The sequence below is a fragment of the Microbacterium sp. 05T445 genome (assembly GCF_056395865.1).
In genome coordinates, this window is the sequence record NZ_JBFTKJ010000001.1 from 963,980 (window position 1) to 984,270 (window position 20,291).

General features: G+C 69.6%; 19 protein-coding genes and 2 tRNA genes. 7 read left to right on the plus strand and 14 right to left on the minus strand.

The window, feature by feature from the left end:
- Window positions 1-32 precede the first annotated feature (32 nt).
- Both AC1DDU_RS04745 and AC1DDU_RS04750 read left to right on the plus strand, forming a co-directional pair.
- On the plus strand, window positions 33-323 hold the full coding sequence (locus AC1DDU_RS04745; protein WP_477431622.1) for a metal-sensitive transcriptional regulator: 291 nt from the start codon (window positions 33-35) through the stop codon (window positions 321-323).
- A gap of 90 nt (window positions 324-413) precedes the next feature.
- The gene (locus tag AC1DDU_RS04750; protein ID WP_477431624.1) at window positions 414-2,075 is read left to right on the plus strand and encodes an FAD-dependent oxidoreductase; all 1,662 of its coding nucleotides are present in this window, start codon (window positions 414-416) and stop codon (window positions 2,073-2,075) included.
- Between the two features lie 388 nt (window positions 2,076-2,463).
- On the opposite strand, the gene AC1DDU_RS04755 is transcribed toward AC1DDU_RS04750, so the two are convergent.
- Complete coding sequence (locus AC1DDU_RS04755) at window positions 2,464-2,613, minus strand: hypothetical protein (protein WP_477431626.1); 150 nt, start codon at window positions 2,611-2,613, stop codon at window positions 2,464-2,466.
- Window positions 2,614-2,617: 4 nt separating this feature from the next.
- Between AC1DDU_RS04755 and AC1DDU_RS04760 the strand changes: the two genes are divergently transcribed.
- The gene (locus AC1DDU_RS04760) at window positions 2,618-2,797 is read left to right on the plus strand and encodes a hypothetical protein (RefSeq protein WP_477431628.1); all 180 of its coding nucleotides are present in this window, start codon (window positions 2,618-2,620) and stop codon (window positions 2,795-2,797) included.
- A gap of 110 nt (window positions 2,798-2,907) precedes the next feature.
- Here the strand turns inward: AC1DDU_RS04760 and AC1DDU_RS04765 are convergent.
- Window positions 2,908-2,996 (minus strand) — tRNA-Ser (locus tag AC1DDU_RS04765).
- A gap of 128 nt (window positions 2,997-3,124) precedes the next feature.
- Between AC1DDU_RS04765 and AC1DDU_RS04770 the strand changes: the two genes are divergently transcribed.
- Window positions 3,125-3,832: a DUF2278 family protein gene (locus tag AC1DDU_RS04770; RefSeq protein ID WP_477431630.1), complete on the plus strand. Its 708-nt coding sequence runs from the start codon at window positions 3,125-3,127 to the stop codon at window positions 3,830-3,832.
- A 54-nt stretch (window positions 3,833-3,886) separates the two neighbouring features.
- Here AC1DDU_RS04770 and AC1DDU_RS04775 read toward each other — a convergent pair whose 3' ends face one another.
- The 5 genes from AC1DDU_RS04775 to serS all read right to left on the minus strand — a co-directional run bounded on the left by AC1DDU_RS04775 (window position 3,887) and on the right by serS (window position 8,926).
- Window positions 3,887-5,206, minus strand: a complete 1,320-nt coding sequence (locus tag AC1DDU_RS04775; RefSeq protein WP_477431632.1) for an LCP family protein — start codon at window positions 5,204-5,206, stop codon at window positions 3,887-3,889.
- Window positions 5,206-6,486: an LCP family protein gene (locus AC1DDU_RS04780; RefSeq protein ID WP_477431634.1), complete on the minus strand. Its 1,281-nt coding sequence runs from the start codon at window positions 6,484-6,486 to the stop codon at window positions 5,206-5,208. The genes AC1DDU_RS04775 and AC1DDU_RS04780 overlap by 1 nt, the downstream gene beginning before the upstream one ends.
- Before the next feature lie 56 nt (window positions 6,487-6,542).
- Window positions 6,543-6,627, minus strand: a tRNA-Ser gene (locus AC1DDU_RS04785).
- A 128-nt stretch (window positions 6,628-6,755) separates the two neighbouring features.
- Window positions 6,756-7,664, minus strand: coding sequence for an HAD family hydrolase (locus AC1DDU_RS04790; RefSeq protein ID WP_477431636.1), 909 nt, complete (start codon window positions 7,662-7,664; stop codon window positions 6,756-6,758).
- On the minus strand, window positions 7,661-8,926 hold the full coding sequence (gene serS / locus AC1DDU_RS04795; protein WP_477431638.1) for a serine--tRNA ligase: 1,266 nt from the start codon (window positions 8,924-8,926) through the stop codon (window positions 7,661-7,663). Before serS ends, AC1DDU_RS04790 begins: the two co-directional genes overlap by 4 nt.
- 123 nt (window positions 8,927-9,049) lie before the next feature.
- On the opposite strand from serS, the gene AC1DDU_RS04800 reads away from it, so the two are divergent.
- Window positions 9,050-10,048, plus strand: a complete 999-nt coding sequence (locus tag AC1DDU_RS04800; RefSeq protein WP_477431640.1) for a diacylglycerol/lipid kinase family protein — start codon at window positions 9,050-9,052, stop codon at window positions 10,046-10,048.
- Between the two features lie 6 nt (window positions 10,049-10,054).
- Here the strand turns inward: AC1DDU_RS04800 and AC1DDU_RS04805 are convergent, their stop codons facing one another.
- The 5 genes from AC1DDU_RS04805 to AC1DDU_RS04825 all read right to left on the minus strand — a co-directional run bounded on the left by AC1DDU_RS04805 (window position 10,055) and on the right by AC1DDU_RS04825 (window position 16,824).
- Window positions 10,055-11,041 (minus strand): carbohydrate ABC transporter permease, encoded by a 987-nt coding sequence (locus tag AC1DDU_RS04805; RefSeq protein WP_477431642.1) that lies wholly within the window; start codon window positions 11,039-11,041, stop codon window positions 10,055-10,057.
- Window positions 11,038-12,009: a carbohydrate ABC transporter permease gene (locus tag AC1DDU_RS04810; RefSeq protein ID WP_477431644.1), complete on the minus strand. Its 972-nt coding sequence runs from the start codon at window positions 12,007-12,009 to the stop codon at window positions 11,038-11,040. Before AC1DDU_RS04810 ends, AC1DDU_RS04805 begins: the two co-directional genes overlap by 4 nt.
- A 253-nt stretch (window positions 12,010-12,262) precedes the next feature.
- Entirely contained in the window at window positions 12,263-13,633 is a 1,371-nt protein-coding gene (locus tag AC1DDU_RS04815; RefSeq protein ID WP_477431646.1) for an ABC transporter substrate-binding protein, read from the minus strand.
- 30 nt (window positions 13,634-13,663) lie between these two features.
- On the minus strand, window positions 13,664-15,406 hold the full coding sequence (locus tag AC1DDU_RS04820) for a glycoside hydrolase family 13 protein (protein WP_477431648.1): 1,743 nt from the start codon (window positions 15,404-15,406) through the stop codon (window positions 13,664-13,666).
- Window positions 15,407-15,816: 410 nt separating this feature from the next.
- Window positions 15,817-16,824 (minus strand): LacI family DNA-binding transcriptional regulator, encoded by a 1,008-nt coding sequence (locus AC1DDU_RS04825; protein ID WP_477431650.1) that lies wholly within the window; start codon window positions 16,822-16,824, stop codon window positions 15,817-15,819.
- A 54-nt stretch (window positions 16,825-16,878) separates the two neighbouring features.
- Between AC1DDU_RS04825 and AC1DDU_RS04830 the strand changes: the two genes are divergently transcribed.
- Both AC1DDU_RS04830 and AC1DDU_RS04835 read left to right on the plus strand, forming a co-directional pair.
- A complete protein-coding gene (locus tag AC1DDU_RS04830; protein WP_477431652.1) occupies window positions 16,879-17,562 on the plus strand; it encodes an NADPH-dependent F420 reductase in 684 nt (227 codons plus the stop codon).
- A gap of 183 nt (window positions 17,563-17,745) precedes the next feature.
- Window positions 17,746-18,816: an LLM class flavin-dependent oxidoreductase gene (locus AC1DDU_RS04835; RefSeq protein ID WP_477431654.1), complete on the plus strand. Its 1,071-nt coding sequence runs from the start codon at window positions 17,746-17,748 to the stop codon at window positions 18,814-18,816.
- Between the two features lie 10 nt (window positions 18,817-18,826).
- Here the strand turns inward: AC1DDU_RS04835 and AC1DDU_RS04840 are convergent, their stop codons facing one another.
- Window positions 18,827-19,264 (minus strand): pyridoxamine 5'-phosphate oxidase family protein, encoded by a 438-nt coding sequence (locus AC1DDU_RS04840; RefSeq protein WP_477431656.1) that lies wholly within the window; start codon window positions 19,262-19,264, stop codon window positions 18,827-18,829.
- On the minus strand, window positions 19,261-20,241 hold the full coding sequence (gene pheA, locus AC1DDU_RS04845) for a prephenate dehydratase (protein WP_477431658.1): 981 nt from the start codon (window positions 20,239-20,241) through the stop codon (window positions 19,261-19,263). The genes AC1DDU_RS04840 and pheA overlap by 4 nt, the downstream gene beginning before the upstream one ends.
- Window positions 20,242-20,291: the final 50 nt, after the last annotated feature.

The window sequence follows — 20,291 nt, forward strand, 5'->3', positions numbered from 1 at the left end:
CACACATGGACCCGACTATTTGGAGGTGCATCATGACCAACGCGTCCCTTGACGCCCAACGCCGCATCGCGAACCGACTCAAGCGTGCCCGCGGCCAGCTGAACGCCGTGATAGATGCGGTCGAGTCCGGCGCCGACTGCCGGGTGGTGGTGACTCAGCTCTCCGCCGTCTCCTCCGCACTGGATCGGGCCGGGTTCGCGATCATCTCCAGTGCGATGCAGGACTGCGCCACGGGGCAGATCAGCGGCGAGGCTTCGGATGCACAGGCGGGAGAGCAGCTCACCTTCGACGAGTTGGAGAAGTTGTTCCTCTCGCTCGCGTGACGCTGCCACGGGCGGTTACCCGTCATACGACAGCTGCATACCCATCGGGGTATTTTGACAATACCCCCGGGGTATTGTTACGGTCGGTGCATGACTTCACAGAACTACGTCATCATCGGCGGTGTCGCGGGCGGTATGTCTGCGGCGACGCGGCTTCGCCGACTTGATGAACATGCGCAGATCACCGTTCTCGAACGGGGCGGCTTTGTCTCGTTCGCGAACTGTGGTCTGCCCTACTACCTCGGCGGCGTCATCGACGAACGCTCGAGCCTGCTGCTGCAGACGCCGGAATCCCTCGCCCGCCGCTTCGGCCTGGACGTGCGAGTGCACACCGAAGCGGTCGCGATCGATCGCGAGGCACGCACGGTCACCGCGCGGGATCTGACGACCGGCGAAGAGACTGCGCTCCCCTACGACGCCCTCGTGCTCTCTCCCGGCTCCACGCCGATCCGCCCTTCGATGCATGGTGGTGAGCGCATGCTCTCGCTGTGGAACATCGACGATGTTGACGCGGCCATGGCCAAGCTCGATATGAAGCCCCGCACCGCGCTTGTCATCGGCGCCGGGTTCATCGGCGTGGAGATGGTCGAGAATCTGGTTCATCGCGGCCTCAGCGTGACCATGGTGGAGCTCGCCGATCAGGTGCTGCCTCCCATCGACGAAGAAATGGCGTGGCCGGTCGCGCAGCGCTTGATGGATGCCGGGGTGGATGTGCGCCTGGGCACCCGCGTCGTCGCCCTCGGCGAGGACACCGCCGTCCTTGACGACGGCTCGGTCGTCCCGGCCGAATTCGTTCTGGGGTCGGTGGGGGTTCGACCGGAGACCTCTCTCGCGGCGGCCGCAGGCCTCGAGCTCGGCGAGCGCGGCGGCGTGCGGGTCGACGACCAGTTGCGCACCAGCGACCCGCACATCTGGGCGCTCGGCGACGGCGTCGAGAAGGTCGACGCGATCACAGGTGATCACCGGATCGTCGCGCTCGCGGGCCTGGCGAACCGTCACGGGCGACTAGCGGCGGACGCGATCATGGGGCGCAACATCCGTGTGCGCGACGCCCTTGGCACCGCGGTCGTCGGGGTCATGGGGCTGACCGTCGCCGCAACCGGCTGGAGCGAGAAGCTGCTCCGGGCGCGCGGTCGCAGCATCCGAGTTATGCACACACACCCCGCCTCCCACGCGGGCTATTACCCGGGCGCTCAGTCCATGTCTCTCAAACTCCTCGTCGACGCCGAGACGGACACCATCCTCGGTGCCCAGGGGGTTGGTGGTGAGGGGGTCGACAAGCGCATCGACGTCATCGCAACGGCAATGGCAGGCGGGATCACCGCCTCTCAGCTCGCCGACCTCGAACTCGCCTACGCGCCGCAGTACTCCTCAGCGAAAGACCCGGTGAACATGCTTGGATACGTGGCGCTGAACGCCGCAGACGGTCTCACCCGTTCCATCCAATGGCACGAGGTCGAGGCGGCTGTGCAGGCCGGAGCCACGGTCATCGACGTTCGAACACCGGGCGAGGTCGCTGCCGGCGCCATCCCCGGTTCGCTGCCGATTCCGCTCGACGAGCTGCGCGGTCGTCTGGACGAGCTGCCCGAGGGCCGGATCATCGTCCACTGCAAGGTCGGACAGCGCGGCCACACCGCGGTACGTCTGCTCACTCAGCACGGCCGGGACGCCGTCAACCTCGATGGCGGGTATCTCACCTGGAAAGCCGGCGCGGATGCACGAAGCCTCCCGTCCCGTGAGCTCGCCGCCTGACGCCGGACCCATCGCTCTCATCAATCACTCGACCACCGATAACCCGAAGGAGAACACCATGTGCAGCCCCGTCACTTGCGACTGTGGAAAGACCACTTGGGCCGGCTGCGGCCAGCACGTCGAGGACGTGAAGGCCTACGTCCCGGCCGATGACTGGTGCGACGGCGATCACTCGAGCTGAGTCCAGACCGACCGCCCTACCCCGCCCGCGGAATCTGAGGAGCACCACCATGTGTCGAGCCGTCACCTGCCGGAAATGCGGAAAGCCGACGTGGGCCGGATGCGGCCAGCACGTCGATCAGGTCATGCGAGGCATCCCGCGTTCGCAACGCTGCGCCGGCCACGAGAACGAGCCGGCGCAGGGCTTCTTCGCGCGCCTGTTCGGCCGCTAGCCGCGCCAGGATCGCCTTCTCTCGACGGCGAACCCGTCGCGGTTCCCGTCGGCGGCCCACGCCGCCATGTTCAACGCCTGCAGCGGCAGGACGTCGGCCTTGAGGGTAGAGGCGACGCTCCACCCGACGATGCGGCGGGAGAACACGTCGGTGACGAAAGCGACAAAGGCGAATCAGCACCATGTCGCCACGTCCGCGACCCAGCGCCGTCGCGGCGCGACGGCGATGAACCTGCGTTGCTCCAGGTCCCGCGGCTTCGCGTTCGCGGGATCGGGCTTCGTCGTGAAGACCTTCTTCATCAATCGCGTCACGACGGGAACGCCGACGTGAAGGCTATTCAACGGCTGCTCGGCCATGCATCGGCAGCGATGACGCTCGATCGGCCGTCCGAGCCGCTGGAGAACCCAGAAGGATCAACGGCGTTGGCCAGGGAAGGAGTGCGGAGACGGAGGGATTTGAACCCTCGGTCCCCTTGCGAGGACTCCACCTTAGCAGGGTGGTGCACTAGGCCTGACTATGCGACGTCTCCAGGCGCCCGACGACCACGAGGTCCCGGACGCACCCAGCAATCATAACCGACACGCGCACCGCATCTTGCACCGTGTGTGAAGCCTCGAGGGCGGACCGTCCGTTCGGCCGTATCATCGTCGCCGACCGATGACTCTTCCTGTCATGCCGTTCACGCAGTATGGAGTGCTCAGTGGAACCCTCATGTCGCACCGGCGCGATGATCCGGACGAGTTCGGCCGGTGGTGGCACGTCAACCTGAAGCTGCGAAGTGGGACGCGGGAGTACCGGGTGGCCGTGGACGTCGACAGCAAGAGTTCGGCGGTCGGCGTCCAGTGGAAGACGATCCGCACGACCGGCGCGAAGCTGGGCTGGCCGACGCCCCCTCCCCCGGCAGTCACCTTGCTCACCTCCGCGCCCGGTGTCGGTGCGATCGACGTGATCCGTCACCCCGAGCTTCGCGTGATCGGGATCCGTCGGATCCTGCTGTGGGTGCTGCGCGTCAAGGATGCCGTCCCCGCCGCCCGGACGTGGTTCTGGATCCCGTTCCTCCGGCCCTGGCGATCGGGCGACCAGCTCCAGGCGTCGCAGGCGCTGGAGGCGACGCTCCGCGTCGGCGCACCCACGTTCGTCTGGGGCGAGCCGTTCCCCGAGGGCGCGGCGACCGCTTCGGTGGAGGGCATCCACAACGTCCACCAGAATCAAGGCGACCCGGCGGGCTCGCAATGGTGGCCCGAGAACGGCATCTGGCAGGACGGCGCCGTCGCGACGCAGCAGCCCGACGGCACCTGGCTCGTGTTCATCTCGAAGTTCTCGACTCAGAGCGACCGTACGGACGCCCAGGGCCACCCGGCGTAGAGCGACAACCTTCGACGGCCCGTCCTCAGCAGGAGGAGGACGAGGACGAACCCGCTACCGCTGCGCCTGGGTACAGGTGGTCTGGGCCGCGGTCTGACCCGCGATCTGCGACGGCAGCTCGACACGGGTCTCGGCGACCGGTGTCTCGGCAGCAGGCGTCTCACCCGCGGCGGGCGTCGCCCCGGCATCCGCTGTGGCCTCCGGCGTCGGCGTCGTCGGGGGCTTGACGACCTCCCCTGTCACCTCGACGCCGTATCCCTGGCTGGCATCTCCGGTGAGCGTCAGCGGCTGGTTCGCCTTGAGCGCGTCGAAGAGCACCTGCGCGGCATCCTTCACCGGCACGACCCGGCTGCTGGGTCCGCCGTCCGACACATAGCGCGTCGGGTACTGCACGAACACGATGTCCTCGTACGGCACGTCCTTGACGGCCATGGCGATCTGCACCATCAGCGTGGGGTTGGTGAGGCCGGAGCTCAGCACGAGCTGCTCCTGCTGCACCTGGTTGATGGCGGTCGTCGCGAGGTTGAGCAGCGCCGGGGGGTTCGCGAGCACCGAGTCGGATTGGAGCTTGCGCACCATCGACGACATGAACTGCTGCTGGTTCGAGATGCGACCGAGGTCGGAGCCGTCGCCGATACCGTGGCGGATCCGCAGGAACTGCAGAGCCTGAGCGCCCTGCAGTGTGTGGGTGCCCGCACTGAGGCTGAGTCCGGTGTTCCTGTCGCTGATGTCGTCGGCGACGCACACGTCGACGCCGCCGATGGCGTCGGACATGTTGATGACGCCGGTCCAGCGGATGGCGGCGGCGAAATCGATCTTGTCGTCGATGAGCGCCTCCACGGTCTTCACCGTGCACGCCAGCCCGCCGTACTGGTACGACGCGTTGATCATCTGCGACGACATCGCCGAGTAGGAGCCGTCGCCGTCCTCCTTCGGACAGGCGGGGATCGGCACGAGCATGTCGCGCGGGATCGACACCACCGTCACCCGGCGCGGCTCGTCCGAGATGTGCACGAGCATCGTGACGTCGTTGCGCTCGCCCTCGGTGTCGCCGTTCTTGCACGCGGCGGAGAGGTCCTTGTTCGCGCCCTCGCACGAGTCGGTGCCCACCATCAGGATGTTCACGCCGCCCTCGATCGCGCCCAGCGACGGCGGCAGGGGCTTCTCCTCGTCGAGCACGACGGCGTTCGCGGCGACCGTCTGGGTCGCGTCCCACACGTTGTACGCGGCGATACCTGCGGCGCTCACGCCCACGACGGCGAGCACGACACCCAGCATCGAGAGCATCGTGACGAGCGGATGCCGCGACCGCAGCACGCCGTGACGCGCCAGAGGAGCACGGCCCTCGCGGGAGGGCCGCTTCGTCGCCGCCATCAGTTCTTGGCCCTGACGTTACCGGCGGAGCAGGTCTGGTCCAGAGCCGTCTGACCCGGGATGTTGTTCGGGAGTTCGACGGCGGACTGGGTCGGGGCGGGTGTCGCGCCCGGGTCTGCGGTGACGTTGGGGTCGGCGGGCGCCTGGGTGGGCTGCGGGTCGGCCACGATCACTCCTCCGGTCTGATCCTGGTCATGCGTGATGTCGAGGGACTCGTTGGCGGCGAGGGCCGCCCACAGCGCGTCGGCGGACTTCTCGTCGGGCACGACACGGTCGTCGTCGTCGGGGTCGGTGAACACCGGGTACTGCACGAAGACGATGTCCTCGAACGGCACGTTCTTGACCGCGAGCGCGATCTGCACGAGCGTCATCGGGTTGGTCAGCGACTTGCTCGGCGTGATGTTATCGACCGCCGTCGTCGCGAGCTTGTACAGCGTCGCCGGGTTCGACAGCACTTCGTCGCTCACGAGCTTGCGCGCCAGGCTCGACATGTACTGCTGCTGGTTCGAGATGCGCGCGAGGTCGCTGCCGTTCTGAAGACCGTGACGGGTGCGCAGGAACTGCAGTGCCTCGACGCCCTGGATCGTGCGCGGACCCGCCGGCCAGTTGATGCTGGTGTACTTGTCCTTCATGCCGCCGTTGCCGATGCAGACGTCCACGCCGCCGATGGCGTCGGTGATGTTGATCACGTTGCCGAAGCTCACCTTGGCGGCGAACGGGATGTTCTGGCCGCTCAGCTCGCTGATCGTCTTGGCGACGCACGACAGGCCGCCGCGCCCCCAGGCCTCGTTGATCTGGGTCTTGCGGGTCGCGGAGGTCGTCGAACCGTCCTCCCGCGTGCACGACGGCATCGGGATCATGAGGTCGCGCGGGAACGACACCACCGTCACCCGTCGCGGGTTGTCGGAGATGTGGACGAGCATGTTGACGTCGTTGAGCTGCCCGCCGGCATCCGCACCGGTGCAGCGGGCGCCGAAGAGGTACGCGTACTCGGGCTCGCACTCGTCGGTGCCCACCAGCAGCAGGTCGACGCCGCCCTCGATCGCGCCGATGTCGGGCGGAACCGGGCCCTGACCCTCGAGTTCGACCGCGTCGTCCGCGAAGCTCGCGGTGAGGTCGTAGGCCGCGTACGCGGCGACGCTGGCACCCGACACGAGCACGACGGCGGCCACGACGGCGACCATCGACAGGATGAAGCGAAGCGGGCTCGGGGACGACAGCTCACCATGACGGGCCACCGTGCGGCGGCCGCGCCTGGTCGGCTTGTGCGTCGAGCTCACTCGGTTCCTTTCGGGGATGCTGCTCTGCTGCGGTTCGCCCCCCGGCACATCGTCTGCGGAGGGTGTGGGATTCGAACCCACGGGACATCACTGCCCACTGGTTTTCAAGACCAGGTCCATCGGCCGCTCGGACAACCCTCCCGACCGGTGCCGCCCTTGTGAGGAAGCACCCGTCGAACAGGCGTCGAGTCTAGCCGACAGCACTGTCGACTCATTCTTCCAACGCCGCCTGGCAATCCTCTGAGGGACGCGCCAGCAGCGCCGCGGTGTCAGAGACGGCGCAGGACCGCCGCCACGCCGCCGTCGTGCACCGACGCGGTCGTCTCGCCGGCGGCATCCCGTACCTCCTGGGGGCCCTGCGCCATCGCGACGGCACGGCCGCCGTTGTCCAGCGCCCAGCGGAACATGCCGACGTCGTTGCGCCCATCGCCGATTACGAGAACGTGCTCGGCGTCGATGCCCAGCTCGGTGCGCACGAGCTCGAGGCCGGTGCTCTTGTCGACGCCGTGGGGCGCGATGTCGAGCCAGGCCGTCCAGCCGACGGCGTACGACACCTGGTGCAGCCCGATGCGTGAGACCAGGTCGACGAAGTCCTGCTCGCCCTTGTCGGGGGCGACCACGACGATGCGGCACACCGGCTGGGCGCCGAGCTCGTCGAACGGCACGCGTCGGGCGTGGACGAGGTTCCAGTCCTCGAGGTACTCGGTGTACAGGCGGCGGCCGTCGGGAAGCTCCACGAGATAGCGGGCATCTGGCAGGTGCTCGCGCAGCTGCTGCAGCACCTCGCGGGGGTCGAACGTCTCGACGTGCCAGCGCTCGTAGCCGAGCTCGTCGGCCTCGAGGCGCTTGAGCACGACGGCGCCGTTGGAGCACACCACGAACTCCGGGGCGATGCCGAGCACCCGGAGGATGCCGCGCGTGCCCTCCCAGCTGCGACCGGTGGCGACCATCACCTCGTGGCCCGCGCGGTGCGCGTGCTCGACGGCCTCGACGACCCCCGGGCTGAGCGTTTCGTCCTCGAGGAGGACTGTGCCGTCGATGTCGAGGGCGATGAGGAGCCGGGAGGTCGCGACCCTCGGGTTCTCGGTGTCGCGCGCGACCCGCTCGACGAGTTTCGCGGCCTTCTTCGGCCTGACGACCTTGATCGACCCCGTCGCCGGCAGGTGCGCCTCCGTCACGCGATCGGCTCCATGACCTCGAGCCCGCCCAGGAAGGGCCTCAGCACCTCGGGCACCGTCACCGACCCGTCCTCGCGCTGGTGGGTCTCGAGCAGGGCGACGATCCAGCGCGTGGTCGCGAGCGTGCCGTTGAGCGTCGCGACGGGCTGCGTCTTGGCGCCGTCGGGCCGGTAGCGGATGTCGAGGCGGCGCGCCTGGTAGGTGGTGCAGTTCGACGTCGAGGTGAGCTCGCGGTAGGCGTTCTGCGTCGGCACCCACGCCTCGATGTCGTACTTGCGCGCCGCGCTCGAGCCGAGGTCGCCGGCAGCGACGTCGATCACGCGGTACGAGAGGCCGAGGTCCTGCAGCATCCCCTCCTGCATCGCGACCAGGCGCAGGTGCTCGGCCTCGGCGTCCTCGGGGGTCGTGTAGACGAACATCTCGAGCTTGTTGAACTGGTGCACGCGGATGATGCCGCGGGTGTCCTTGCCGTAGGAGCCGGCCTCGCTGCGGTAGCAGGTCGACCAGCCGGCGTAGCGCTTGGCGCCGCGCGACAGGTCGAGGATCTCGTCCATGTGGTAGCCGGCCAGGGCCACCTCGCTCGTGCCGACGAGGTAGAGGTCGTCGTCCTCGAGGTGGTAGACCTCGGCGGCGTGCTTGCCGAGGAACCCGGTGCCCTGCATGACCTCGGGGCGCACCAGCGTCGGCGGGATGACGGGGGTGAAACCGGCCTGCAGCGCACGGTCGAGCGCGAGGTTCATGAGCGCGATCTCGAGCCGCGCGCCGATGCCGGTGAGGAAGTAGAAGCGGCTCCCCGACACCTTCGTGCCGCGCTCCATGTCGATCGCGCCGAGACGCTCGCCGAGCTCGAGGTGGTCGCGCGGTTCGAAGTCGAACGCGGGGATCGCGCCGTGGGTGCGCAGGGTGACGAAGTCGTCCTCGCCGCCCGCGGGCACGCCATCGATGACGATGTTCTCGATCGCGCGGAACGCGTCGACGGATGCCTCCTCCGCGGCGGCGGCCGCGTGCTGGGCCTGCTTCACCCGCTCGCTGAGCTCCTTGGCCTCGGCCACGAGCGCGGCCTTCTCCTCCTTGGGAGCCTGGGCCACCTTCTTGCCGTGCGCGTTCTGCGCGGCGCGGAGCTCTTCGAACGTCGTGATGGCGCTGCGGCGGGCACGATCGGCCTCGATCGCCACATCGACGGTGTCGGGCGACTCGCCCCGCGCCTCCTGCGAGCGCTTGACCAGCTCGGGATTGTCGCGAAGCAGCACGGGATCGATCACCCTGCAAGCTTAGTCGGGGGCCGGGACGGCGCATCGGCGGGATCCCCCAGGGCGCGGGACGCGGCATCCGTCCGGCTGGTGGGCCCGCGGGCCCCCGTCGCGCCACGGGAATAGGGTGTCTGCATGACCGATGCCCCCGCACTCCCGAAGCGGGCGGCGCTCGTCTGCAATCCGGTCAAGGTCGACGCCGCGAGCCTGCGCGCGACAGTCACCCGGCTGTCGGCGGAGGCCGGCTGGGCCGAACCCTGGTACTTCGAGACTGCCGTGGAGGACCTCGGCGACGGCGTCACGCGCGCCGCGCTGGAGGCGGGAGCGGATGCCGTGCTCGTCGCCGGCGGCGACGGCACCGTGCGCGCGGTGTCGGAGGCGATGAGCGGGTCGGGCGTCCCGCTGGCGATCGTCCCGAGCGGCACCGGCAACCTGCTGGCGCGCAACCTCAAGCTGCCGCTGTCGGACCCTGCCGCCATCGTGCGCGCCGTGTTCGCGGGCGAGACGCTCGCCATGGACGTGGGGTGGTGCCGGGTGACCCGCGCCGACGGTGAGACCGCCGAGCACGCGTTCGTGGTCATGGGCGGGATCGGCCTGGATGCGGCGATGATCGCCAATACGAACCCGCAGCTGAAGAAGGCGGTGGGCTGGGTCGCCTACGTCGACGGCGCGGCGCGTTCGCTGCCGGCCGCCAAGCCGTTCCGCGTCATGTACGAGCTTCCGGGCCACCGCCTGCACTCCGCGCGCGTGCAGAGCGTGCTGTTCGCCAACTGCGGGTCGCTGCCGGCGGGCCTGGAGCTGATTCCCGAGGCGTCGGTCGCCGACGGCGCGCTGGACGTGGTGATCTTCGAGCCGAAGGGGCTGTTCGGCTGGCTGTTCGTGTGGCGCCGCGTCGCGTGGGACAACAGCGTGCTGCGCCGCTTCCGCGCCGGGCGCCGGGTGCTCTCACTGCGCACCAAGGACAACGCGGTGCGCTACTCGCGTGGCGCCGGCATCGAGCTGGCCGCGCACGAACCGCACCCCGTGCAGCTCGACGGCGACGAGTTCGGCCACGCGGTGGCGGTGCGCGTGCGCGTCGACCCGGGTGCGCTGCTGGTCGTGATCCCGCCGGGGCACGCGACCGAGCGCCTGTAGCGCGGCTCAGCCCTTGACGGCGCCGCCGAGCCCGGCCGAGCGCAGGAACACGGACTGGAACAGCAGGAACATCGCGATCGGGATGAGCGTCGCGATCGCCAATGCGGCGAGGAACACGTCCAGCTCGGTCTGACTCGCCACGGCAGGCAGCCGCACCGACAGCGGCTGCACGGCCGGGTTCGGCAGCACCAGCATCGGCCAGAGGTAGTCCTTCCAGGCCGCGATGATGGCGAACACCGACACCACGCCGAGGATCGGCTTCGACATCGGCAGCACGATCGACCAGAACAGCCGGAAGGGGCCCGCGCCGTCGGTCTTGGCGGCCTCGAACACCTCGCGCGGAAGACTGTCGAAGAACCGCTTGACGAGCAGGATGTTGAACGCGTTGGCCGCCATGGGCAGCCACACCGCCAGGTAGTTGTTCAGCATGCTCGCGTCGCGGCCGAGCAGCGGCGGCGACACGATCGTGAGGTACAGCGGCACCAGCAGCACGATGCCGGGGATGAAGAGCGTGGCCAGCACCAGCGCGTTGAGCACCGGCGCGTACTTCGGCCGCAGCACCGACAGTGCATAGCCCGCAGTGGTCGCGATGAACAGCTGCGTGAACCAGGCGCCGGCGGCGATCACGATGGTGTTGAAGAAGTACTGGTCGATGTGGATGTCGTTCCACGCCGTCGACAGGTTCGCCCAGTCCATGCCGTTGGGCCACAGCGCGAACGGCTGCTGGATGGTGTCCTGCGTCGGGGTGATCGCGGACTTGGCCAGCCACAGGATCGGGCCGAGCCCCGCGATGACGAGCGAGACGGAGAGGAACACGTGGGTGACCGACATCCCGAATCGGGTTCCCGGCCGGCGTCGTTCCGAGGTGGAGATGATCGAGCGCTCGGACATGTCGTCGATCGAGTCGCGCTTGCGGCCTCCACCGGTGTTGCGGCGCGAGAGGAAGCCGCGCATGCCCTCGCGGCGCTCGGCGTTCGTGATCGAGGTGGTCATGAGGTGCTCCAGCGGTTCGTGAGCTTGAAGTACAGCCAGGACAGGATCGCGAGCACGATCGCCAGCAGCACCGACACCGCGGTGGCCTCGCCGTAGTCGCCGCCCAGGCTGTTGCGGAACGCCTTGTCGTAGATGTAGAGCAGGATCGTCTTGGTCGCCCCCGCCGGCCCGCCGCCGGTGAACAGGAACGGCTCGAGGAACACCTGCGCGGTCGCGATGACCTGCAGGATCAGCATGATGAAGAGGATGCCGCGCAGCTGCGGCAGCGTGACGTGCCACACCTTGCGCCAGATGCCGGCGCCGTCGACCTCGGCCGCGTCGTACAGCTCGGGCGGCACCGACAGCAGCGCGGCGAGGTAGATGATGATCGATCCGCCGGCGGCCGCCCACGTCGCCTCGATCACGAGGGAGGGCATCGCCTGCACGGTCGAGGAGATCCAGGGCTGCGGCGGGATGCCCACCCAGCCGAGCACGGTGTTGAACACGCCGTTGGGCGACGAGTCGTAGAAGAACTTCCACAGCAGCACCGCCACGACGGGCGGGATGACGACCGGCAGGTACGCGAGCGCCGAGTACAGGCCCTTGCCGCGCCGCACCTCGCTCATGAGCACCGCCACCAGCAGCGGCAGCGGGAAGCCGAACAGCAGCGCCAGCAACGCGAAGTAGACGGTGTTGATGACCGCACGGCCCAGCTGCGGATCGCTCAGCACGGCGATGTAGTTGTCGAAGCCGACCCACTCCGAGACGAGCAGGTTCGTCTTCTGCAGGCTCATGATCACCGACTGCACGATCGGCGACCACGAGAAGACGGCGAAGACGAACACCATCGGCAGCACGAACAGCAGGTTCGTGAGCCCTCCGCCGCGGTACCAGGTGAGCGGCGTGCGTCGGGGCTTGCGCCGCACCGGCGGTGCGGCGGGCGGCGGCGCCGCAGCGGATGCGGGACGCTCCGGAAGGGTCGCGGTCATCGTTGGCCTTGCTGTGTCGGGGGTGTCTTGTTGGGTCCATGGCGTTTCGTCTCGCTTCGCTCGCTCAACGACCGAGCTCCCGGTCGTTGAGCGAAGCAGCCCAGCGACCGAGCTCCCGGTCGTTTAGCGAGGCAGCCCAGCGACCGAGCTCCCGGTCGTTGAGCGAGGGAGCGCAGCGACCGAGACGAAACGCGGTGGAGGGCGGATGCCGCGACCCAGCGCCCAGCGCCGGGTCGCGGCATCCGCTCTTCTGCTACTCGTCGAGCAGCGCCTGAGCGTCGGTCTGCGCCTGGGCGAGCAGGGCGTCGATGTCCGCGTTCTGGTCGGTCAGGACCGTCTGGACGACGGTGTCGAGCAGAGCGTAGACCTCCTGGGTCGACTTCTTCGGCTCACCGACGGGCGTCTGGTCCCAGATGTTGTCGGTGAACGACGTCATCTGGTCGCGCGGCACGTTGATGTAGGGCTCGATCCAGGTGAGGGACTCCTCGTAGAGCTCACGGCTGAGCACCGGCAGCACGGGCGTGCCGACCGCCTGGTCGGAGTCGGCCAGCGCCTTGGCGTCCTGCACCGCGGCATCCTTGTCGAGCAGCTTCTGCATGTAGTACCAGTCGATCCAGGTGACCGCCGCCTCCTTGGTGGCGTCGTCTACCGTCGGGCTGATGACCGCGATGTCGCCGCCGCCGAGCGTGCCCGGGTCGTCGCCCTCGATCGGCACGACGCCGAGACCATAGACGGCCGGGTCGAGCCCGAAGTCCCGGACGAGCGCGGTGTACACGTCGGAGCCCGACGTGTACATGCCGATGTTGCCGGCGGCGAACTCCTGGTTGATGGTGCCCCAGTCGAGGTCGACCTTCGAGCCGAACGAGTCGTCCTCCCACTTCAGGTCGTGCAGGAACTGCAGCGCGGCCTTGGTGGCGTCGTTGTCGATCGACGAGGTGGCGGTGCCGTCCGCGTTGTCGGTCTGGGTGCGGCCGCCGCGGGCGACGGTCTGTGCGGTCAGCTGCCAGCCGCCGGTGTTGTTGGTGGCCATCTGCGCGTACCCGGCCTTGCCGGTGGCGTCGTGGATCTTCTTGGCGTACTCGCGCACCTCGTCCCACGTGGTCGGCGGCTGGTCGGGGTCGAGCCCGGCCTGCTCGAACAGGTCGCGGTTGTAGTGCAGGCCCATGGCGTAGGCCTGACGCGGGAAGCCGTAGATCTTGCCGTCGGAGTCGGTCACCCCGTCGAGGATGATCGGGTTGAAGCTGTCCTCGTAGCCGAGGTCCTTCATCTCCGCCGTGACGTCCATGAGCTGCCCGTTCTCGAGCAGCGTCTTGGAGTCGGTGAACGGCACCGTGAACACGTCGGGAAGGCTGCCGCCGGCCAGCTGCACGGCGAAGGTGGGGCCCTCCCACTCGTACTCGACACCGATGATGTCGATGTTCGGGTGCTCCTTCTCGAACTGCTTCTCCTGCGTGGCGAACGCGTCGTAGGCCGCGGCATCGGCGCCGGGCGGGAACGTCGCGACCCGCAGCTCGATCTTGCCGTCGCTGTTGCTGTCGCCGCCGGCCGCCGAGCAGCCGACGAGCGCGCCGACGGTCGCCACGGTGGCGACACCGGCGAGCAGGACCCTTGCTGGTGACTTCATCGTCTTTCCTTTCTGAGGGGAGGTTCCGCGTCAGCCTCTCGGCGCGGAGGTCTCCCAGGTGGTGGTGCGGGTGGTGGAGTCGGATACGGGGGTGTCCAGCCGCAGCCAGGCGGCCGCGTCGCCGGGGAGCGACCCGGCCTCGAGCGGCGAGCTCGAGAGGAGGACGGTCGCGCCGGGGGGAAGCGCGACCGGGTCTTCGCCGGTGTTGACGACGCACGCGAAGCGATCGCCACGCCGGAACGCGAGGATGTCGGCGGCGAGCGCGCCCGGAGCGGCGTCGTCCCACCAGGTGAGGGGGCCGTCGCCGAGCTCGGGCAGCTCCCGTCGCAGCCGCAGCGCGTCGCGGTAGAGGTTGAGGGTCGACGCCGGGTCGGCCTCCTGGGCGGCCACCGTGAGCGCGCTCCACCCCTCGGGCTGGGGCAGCCAGGTGCGGGTGGCGTCGGGGCTGAAGCCGAACGGAGCCTGCTCGCCCGTCCACGGCAGCGGGACGCGGCATCCGTCCCGACCCGGGTCCGTGCCTCCGGAGCGGAAGTGCATCGGGTCTTCGATGAGCTCGAGCGGGAGGTCCTCCACCTCGGGCAGGCCCAGCTCGTCGCCCTGGTAGATGTAGAGGCTCCCCGGCAGCGCCGCGACCATCAGCGCCGCCGCGCGGGCGCGGTGCAGGCCCAGCTCGGGGTCGGTGGGCACCCCGAACCGCTTCTTGAGGAACGCGAACGCGGTGTCCTCGCGGCCGTAGCGGGTGACCGGACGCGTGACGTCGTGGTTGCTCAGCACCCACGTCGACGGTGCGCCGACGGGGGCGTGCGCCTGGAGCGTCGCGGTGATGGAGTCGCGGAAGGATGCCGCACCCCACGGCCGCGCCAGGAAGTCGAAGTTGAAGGCGGTGTGCATCTCGTCGGGACGCAGGTAGTTGGTGAACCGCACGATGTCGGGCACCCAGATCTCGCCGACCAGCACACGCGTGCCGGGATACGAGTCGGCGATCGCGCGCCACGAGCGGTAGACGTCGTGCAGCTCGTCGCGGTCCTCGGTGGGGTGCTGGCCGGGGCCCTCCTTCTCACCGACCTCGGGCAGGTCGGGGTCCTTGATCAGGAGGGCCGCCGAGTCGATGCGCACACCCGCGACACCGCGGTCGAACCAGAACCGGAGGATGTCCTCGTGCTCGCGGCGCACGTCGGGGTGGTTCCAGTTGAGGTCGGGCTGCTCGGGCGTGAACATGTGGAGGTACCACTCCCCCGGGGTCCCGTCGGGGTTGGTCGTGCGCGTCCACGTCTCGCCCTGGAAGCTCGAGACCCAGTGCGTGGGGATCTCCGACCCGTCCTCGCCCTTGCCGGGGTGGAACCAGAAGCGCTCCCGCTCGGGGCTGCCCGGGCCTGCGGCCAGGGCCGCCTGGAACCACGGGTGCTGATCCGAGATGTGGTTGGGAACCACGTCGATGATGGTGCGGATGCCGAGGGCCAGCGCCTCCTGGATCAGCAGCTCCGCCTCCTCGAGCGTGCCGAAGCGCGGGTCGATGTCGCGGTAGTCCTGCACGTCGTAGCCGCCGTCGGCTAGCGGGCTCGGGTACCAGGGGTTGAACCAGATCGCGTCGACGCCGAGGTCCTTGAGGTAGCCGAGGTGCGCCCGCACGCCCGCGAGGTCGCCGGTGCCGTCGCCGTTCCCGTCCGCGAAGCTGCGCACGTAGACCTGGTAGATGACGGCCGACCGCCACCACAGCGGGTTGTCGCTCGCGGGAACGGCTCGTTCGCCGCGGGTGAGGACCTCGGTGTCCACGTGACTCCTCGTCGTCGATGGAAGGACTCGATGCGACGAATGTATGCGAGTCGACTCGGCTTCGCAAGTCTTGAACAGAATCACGCAAGATAACGATTACATATCGTGGTGAACGACGGAGCAGACCGCTGCGCAGGATCATCCGCCGGCGCGCTCACCCGCTCCGGCGTCTCGGCGGTGCCCGCCAGTCCCGGATGCCCGCGCGCTCTACGGATGATCCCGTTCCGCTGCGCCTGCGCCGCGGCAGGCGTTGGACGGGCGGGGCGTGACGCGGTAGAGGGAGAGACGGATGGAGAGAGGGAGAGACCGGCGCGCCGCGTCGGGCGTCGCGGCCTCCGGTCGCTGAGCGAGCGAGGAACGAGCGAGACGAAGCGCCTCCCGGCCCCGGCTGCAGCGGCGCCGGGTCGAGCTCAGGCGGCGGCGGGGCCGGTGGAGGCGCGCAGCACGAGCTCGGGCTCGAAGAGGAGCTCGTCGCCGGCTTCGGTGGTGCCGGCGATCTGCGACAGCAGCAGCTCGATGACGGTGCGGCCCATCGACTCGATCGGCTGGCGGACGGTCGTCAGCGGCGGCTCCGTGCAGCTCATCAGGAACGAGTCGTCGAAGCCGACCACGCTCACGTCCTCCGGCACCCGCAGGCCTGCGCGGCGCGCGGCGCGCACAGCACCGAGCGCCAGCGGGTCGCTCGCGCACACGATCGCGGTCGCGCCGGCGGCGAAGAGACGGGATGCCCCGGCCTGGCCGGATTCCAGGGAGTACAGGCCGCGCACGACGAGCGCGTCGTCGAGGGGCGAGCCGAGGCGCTCGAGCAGCGGGCGGGCGGCGGCGAGCTTGCGCTGCGAGGGGATGTGGTCGAGCGGCCCGAGAAGCAGGCCGATGCGGCGATGGCCGAGTTGGTGCAGGTGCTGGATCGCCTGCTCGGCGGCCGCGCCGTCGTCGGTGGAGACTGTCGCGAAGTCGAGCGCGTCGATGCGGGCGTTGACGAGCACGGTGGGCAGGTTGACCTGCCGCAGGCGCTCGTAGTGGTCGTGCACGGCGTCGGCCTGGCTGTAGTTGCCGCCGAGGAAGATCACCCCCGACACCTGCTGCTGCAGCAGCAGATCCACGTAGTCGGACTCGGTGATGCCGCCGGCGTTCTGCGTGCACAGCAACGGCGTGTAGCCGTTCTGGGTGAGCCCGCCGCCGATGATCTCGGCGAGCGCGGGGAAGATCGGGTTCTGCAGTTCGGGGAGCACGAGCCCCACCAGCCGCGCCCGCTCGCCGCGGAGCTTCGTCGGCCGCTCGTAGCCGAGCACGTCGAGCGCGGTCAGCACCGCCTGGCGGGTGGCATCCGACACCCCGGGCTTGTCGTTGAGCACGCGGCTGACGGTGGCCTCGCTGACTCCGACCTTGCGCGCCACTTCGGCGAGACGCTTCGACATGCGCTCAGTGTACGCAAGAACTTGCAGAATCGCGCAAGTCGATGAAAGTGAGGGATGCCGGAATACCGGCTCCACGCGCACGGGTTGCGCACCGTCATGACGACAATCGGAATCATCGGTGCAGGACACATCGGCAGCGCCCTCGCGCAAGCCTTCTCGGGGCTCGGCTACGACGTCGTGATCTCGAACTCGCGCGGCCCTGAGACGCTGGCGGGCCTGGTCGCGCAGCTCGGCCCGAATGTGACCGCTGCCACCGCCGCCGAGGCCGCCGCGGCCGCCGACATCGCCGTCGTGACGGTGCCGTTGAAGGCTCTGTGGTCCGTGCCGGTCGCACCGCTCGCGGGCAAGGTCGTGCTCGACACCAACAACTACTACTTCGAGCGCGACGGCCACATCGAAGCCCTCGACCGCGGCGAGACCACGACGTCGCAGCTCGTGCAGGACCACCTGCCGACGTCGAAGGTCGTGAAGGCGTTCAACCAGATCCTCGCGTCCGACATCAACACGACGGGACTCCCGGCCGGCACCGCCGACCGACGCGCGCTCGGCACCGCGAGCGACCACGACGACGCCGTCGAGGTCGTCACCGGCATCTACGACGCCCTCGGCTACGACACCGTCAGCGCCGGCCCGCTCAGCGAGTCGTGGCGCCTGGAGCGCGACCGTCCGGCCTACGTCACCCGCCAGACCGCCGGCGAGCTGCGCGAGAACCTGGCGAAGGCGAACCGCCTCCCCTGATCCGCGGGACCGGATCCGAGATTCGGACAACTCGTCGCTCTTCGGGCGCCGAGGCGGGCGAGGCACCGATAACGGGACGAATCTCCGAATTCCGGAACCGTCTCCCGTGATGCGCACGCGGATCGCGCACGGTTCGGGTGCGATCCGGAATGCGGATGCCGGGGCGCGTGGTTGCAGATGACGATGAGCACTGCGACCACCGCCCCGGCCCTGTCCGTCCTCGACCTCGTTCCGGTGCGCACCGGGCAGACGAGCGCGCAGGCGGTCGCGGCATCCCTGTCCCTCGTCGACGCGGCCGACCGCCTCGGGTATCGCCGTTACTGGTTCGCCGAGCACCACAACATGCCGGCGGTCGCCTCGACGACGCCGCCCGTGCTCGCCGCGGCGGCCGCGGCACGGACCACCCGCATCCGGTTGGGATCGGGGGGCGTCATGCTGCCGAACCACTCGCCGCTGGTCGTGGCCGAGCAGTTCGCCGCGCTCGAGGCGCTCGCCCCGGGACGCATCGACCTCGGCCTCGGACGCGCGCCCGGGTCGGACCCGGTCATCACGCAGCTGCTGCGCCAGAGCGGGACCACCAGCGACGTGGAGCGCTTCCCCGACCACGTGCGCGACATCCTCTCACTGGTCGCCCCCGACGGCGCGGCGCTGCGGTTCACATCGGGCGGCACCTACGACGTGCACGCCACGCCGGCCGCGACCACGACCCCGGAGGTGTGGCTGCTCGGGTCGAGCGACTACTCCGCGCAGCTGGCGGCATCCCTCGGCCTGCCGTACGTGTTCGCGAACCACTTCTCGGGCGAGGGACTGGACCGCGCGCTCGAGCTCTACCGGTCGGCGTTCGTGGCGTCCGATGCGCTCGCCGCCCCGCGCACGTTCCTCACCGCCAACGTGCTCGTGGCCCCCACGCAGGACGAGGCCGAGGCCCGCGCCCTGCCCAACCTGCGCATGACCGCGCGCCTGCGCACCAACCGGCCGCTGGTCGCGCTCGAGACCGTCGAGCAGTCCATCGCCGGGGCGGCCGACTTCGCCGGGCTCGGCGAGACGTTCATGGCGTCGGCGCGCGCGAAGTGGTTCGTCGGCACGGCCGGGGCCGTGGCATCCGATCTGCGCGCCTTCGCCGCCCGCCACGGAGTGGACGAGGTGATGATCTCTCCGATCGCCGGCTCCTACGAGAACGAGCCGATGGATGCCTCTCCCGGCCGCCTGCAGACCCTCGAGCTGCTGGCCGCCGAGCTGCAGCCGACGGTCTGACCGGGGCTCGTCACCACGCGATGAGCTTGTGGGGGCGGAAGATCAGGACCGTCGAGTACTCGGCCCACATGCGGTCGTTGGTCCAGCCGAGGTTGGCGATGCCCCCGGCGTACTTGGCGAGGTAGGGCTCGCCGATGCGGTCGAGCCACGCCACGGTGGGCTCGTCCGAGAGCTCGACGGTGCCCTGCAGCACGTGCAGCTGCTCGCCGTCGTCGCCCGCCTCCAGATGCAGCAGCGCGCGCGGGTTCTCGCGGAGGTTCTTCACCTTGACCGATCCCGGCTGGCTGAAGACATAGGCCGCGCCGTCGTGCCAGAGGAACCACAGCGGCACGGCGTGCGGAAAGCCGTCACGGCCGACCGAGCCGAGCCAGCCGATCTCCTCGCTCTCCAGCCGCGCGAGGGCCTTCGCGTGCCGTTCGTCGGCGGGGTCGAGCGTGAACGCGGTCATTCCTGCACCTCCGGCTCGCCCGAGAGGAGGCCGCGCAGCCAGTCCCTGGCCTCGACGAACACGTCGTCGGCGTACCGCTCGGGGTAGTGGACGACGGCCCTGTCGGCGCGCGGGTACGAGCCGAGGAAGGTGACCCGCGGGCTGAACCGCCGCAGGCCCATCAGCGCGTCGGCCATGCGCTCGTCCTCCAGGTGCCCGTCGGCGTCGACGACGAACCGGTACCGGCCGAGCTCGTCGCCGATCGGGCGCGAGGCCAGCAGCGACAGGTTGATGCCGCGCGTCGCGAACTGCTCGAGCATCTCCAGCAGCGCACCGGGGTGGTCGTCGGGCAGCTCGACGATGAGCGAGGTCTTGTCGGCGCCGGTCGGCGCGGGGGCCACGACGGTGCGGCTCACCAGCACGAAGCGGGTCACGGCGTTGGGGTTGTCGCCGATGTTCGAGGCGAGCAGCTCGAGCTGGTGGTGCTCGAGGATGCCGGGCGGGGCGATCGCGGCATCCGCGTCGCTGGATCCGTCGAGCAGCCCCATGGCGCTGGCGACGTTGCTCGCGGCGGGGACGTGCGCGTGGGCGGGAAGGGTCTGCGAGAGCCACTGCAGGCACTGGGCGTACGCGACGGGGTGCGCGGCGATGAGCGAGACGTCCTCGATGCGCGCGCCGGGGCGCCCCACGAGCACGAACTCGACGGGGACGAGGTACTCCCCCACGATCCGCAGGCCGGGGACCGTCGCCAGTGCGTCCTGCGCGGTCGAGACCCCGCCGTCGACGGAGTTCTCGATCGCGATCATCGCGGCATCCGACCGCCCCTCGACCACGTCCGCCAGCGCCTCGCCGACGTTGCGCACGGGGCGCCACTCGTGCCCGCGCGCCTCCGGCACCTGGGCGAGCGCCGCCTCGGTGAACGTGCCCGCCGGGCCCAGATAGCTGTACGTGCGGCGGACGGGAACGGAAGCCTCGGGGGCGACGACCTCGGAAGTCACGCGTGCCAGCCTATTCGCTCCGTCGATGACCAGGACTGTGCGCGTCACAG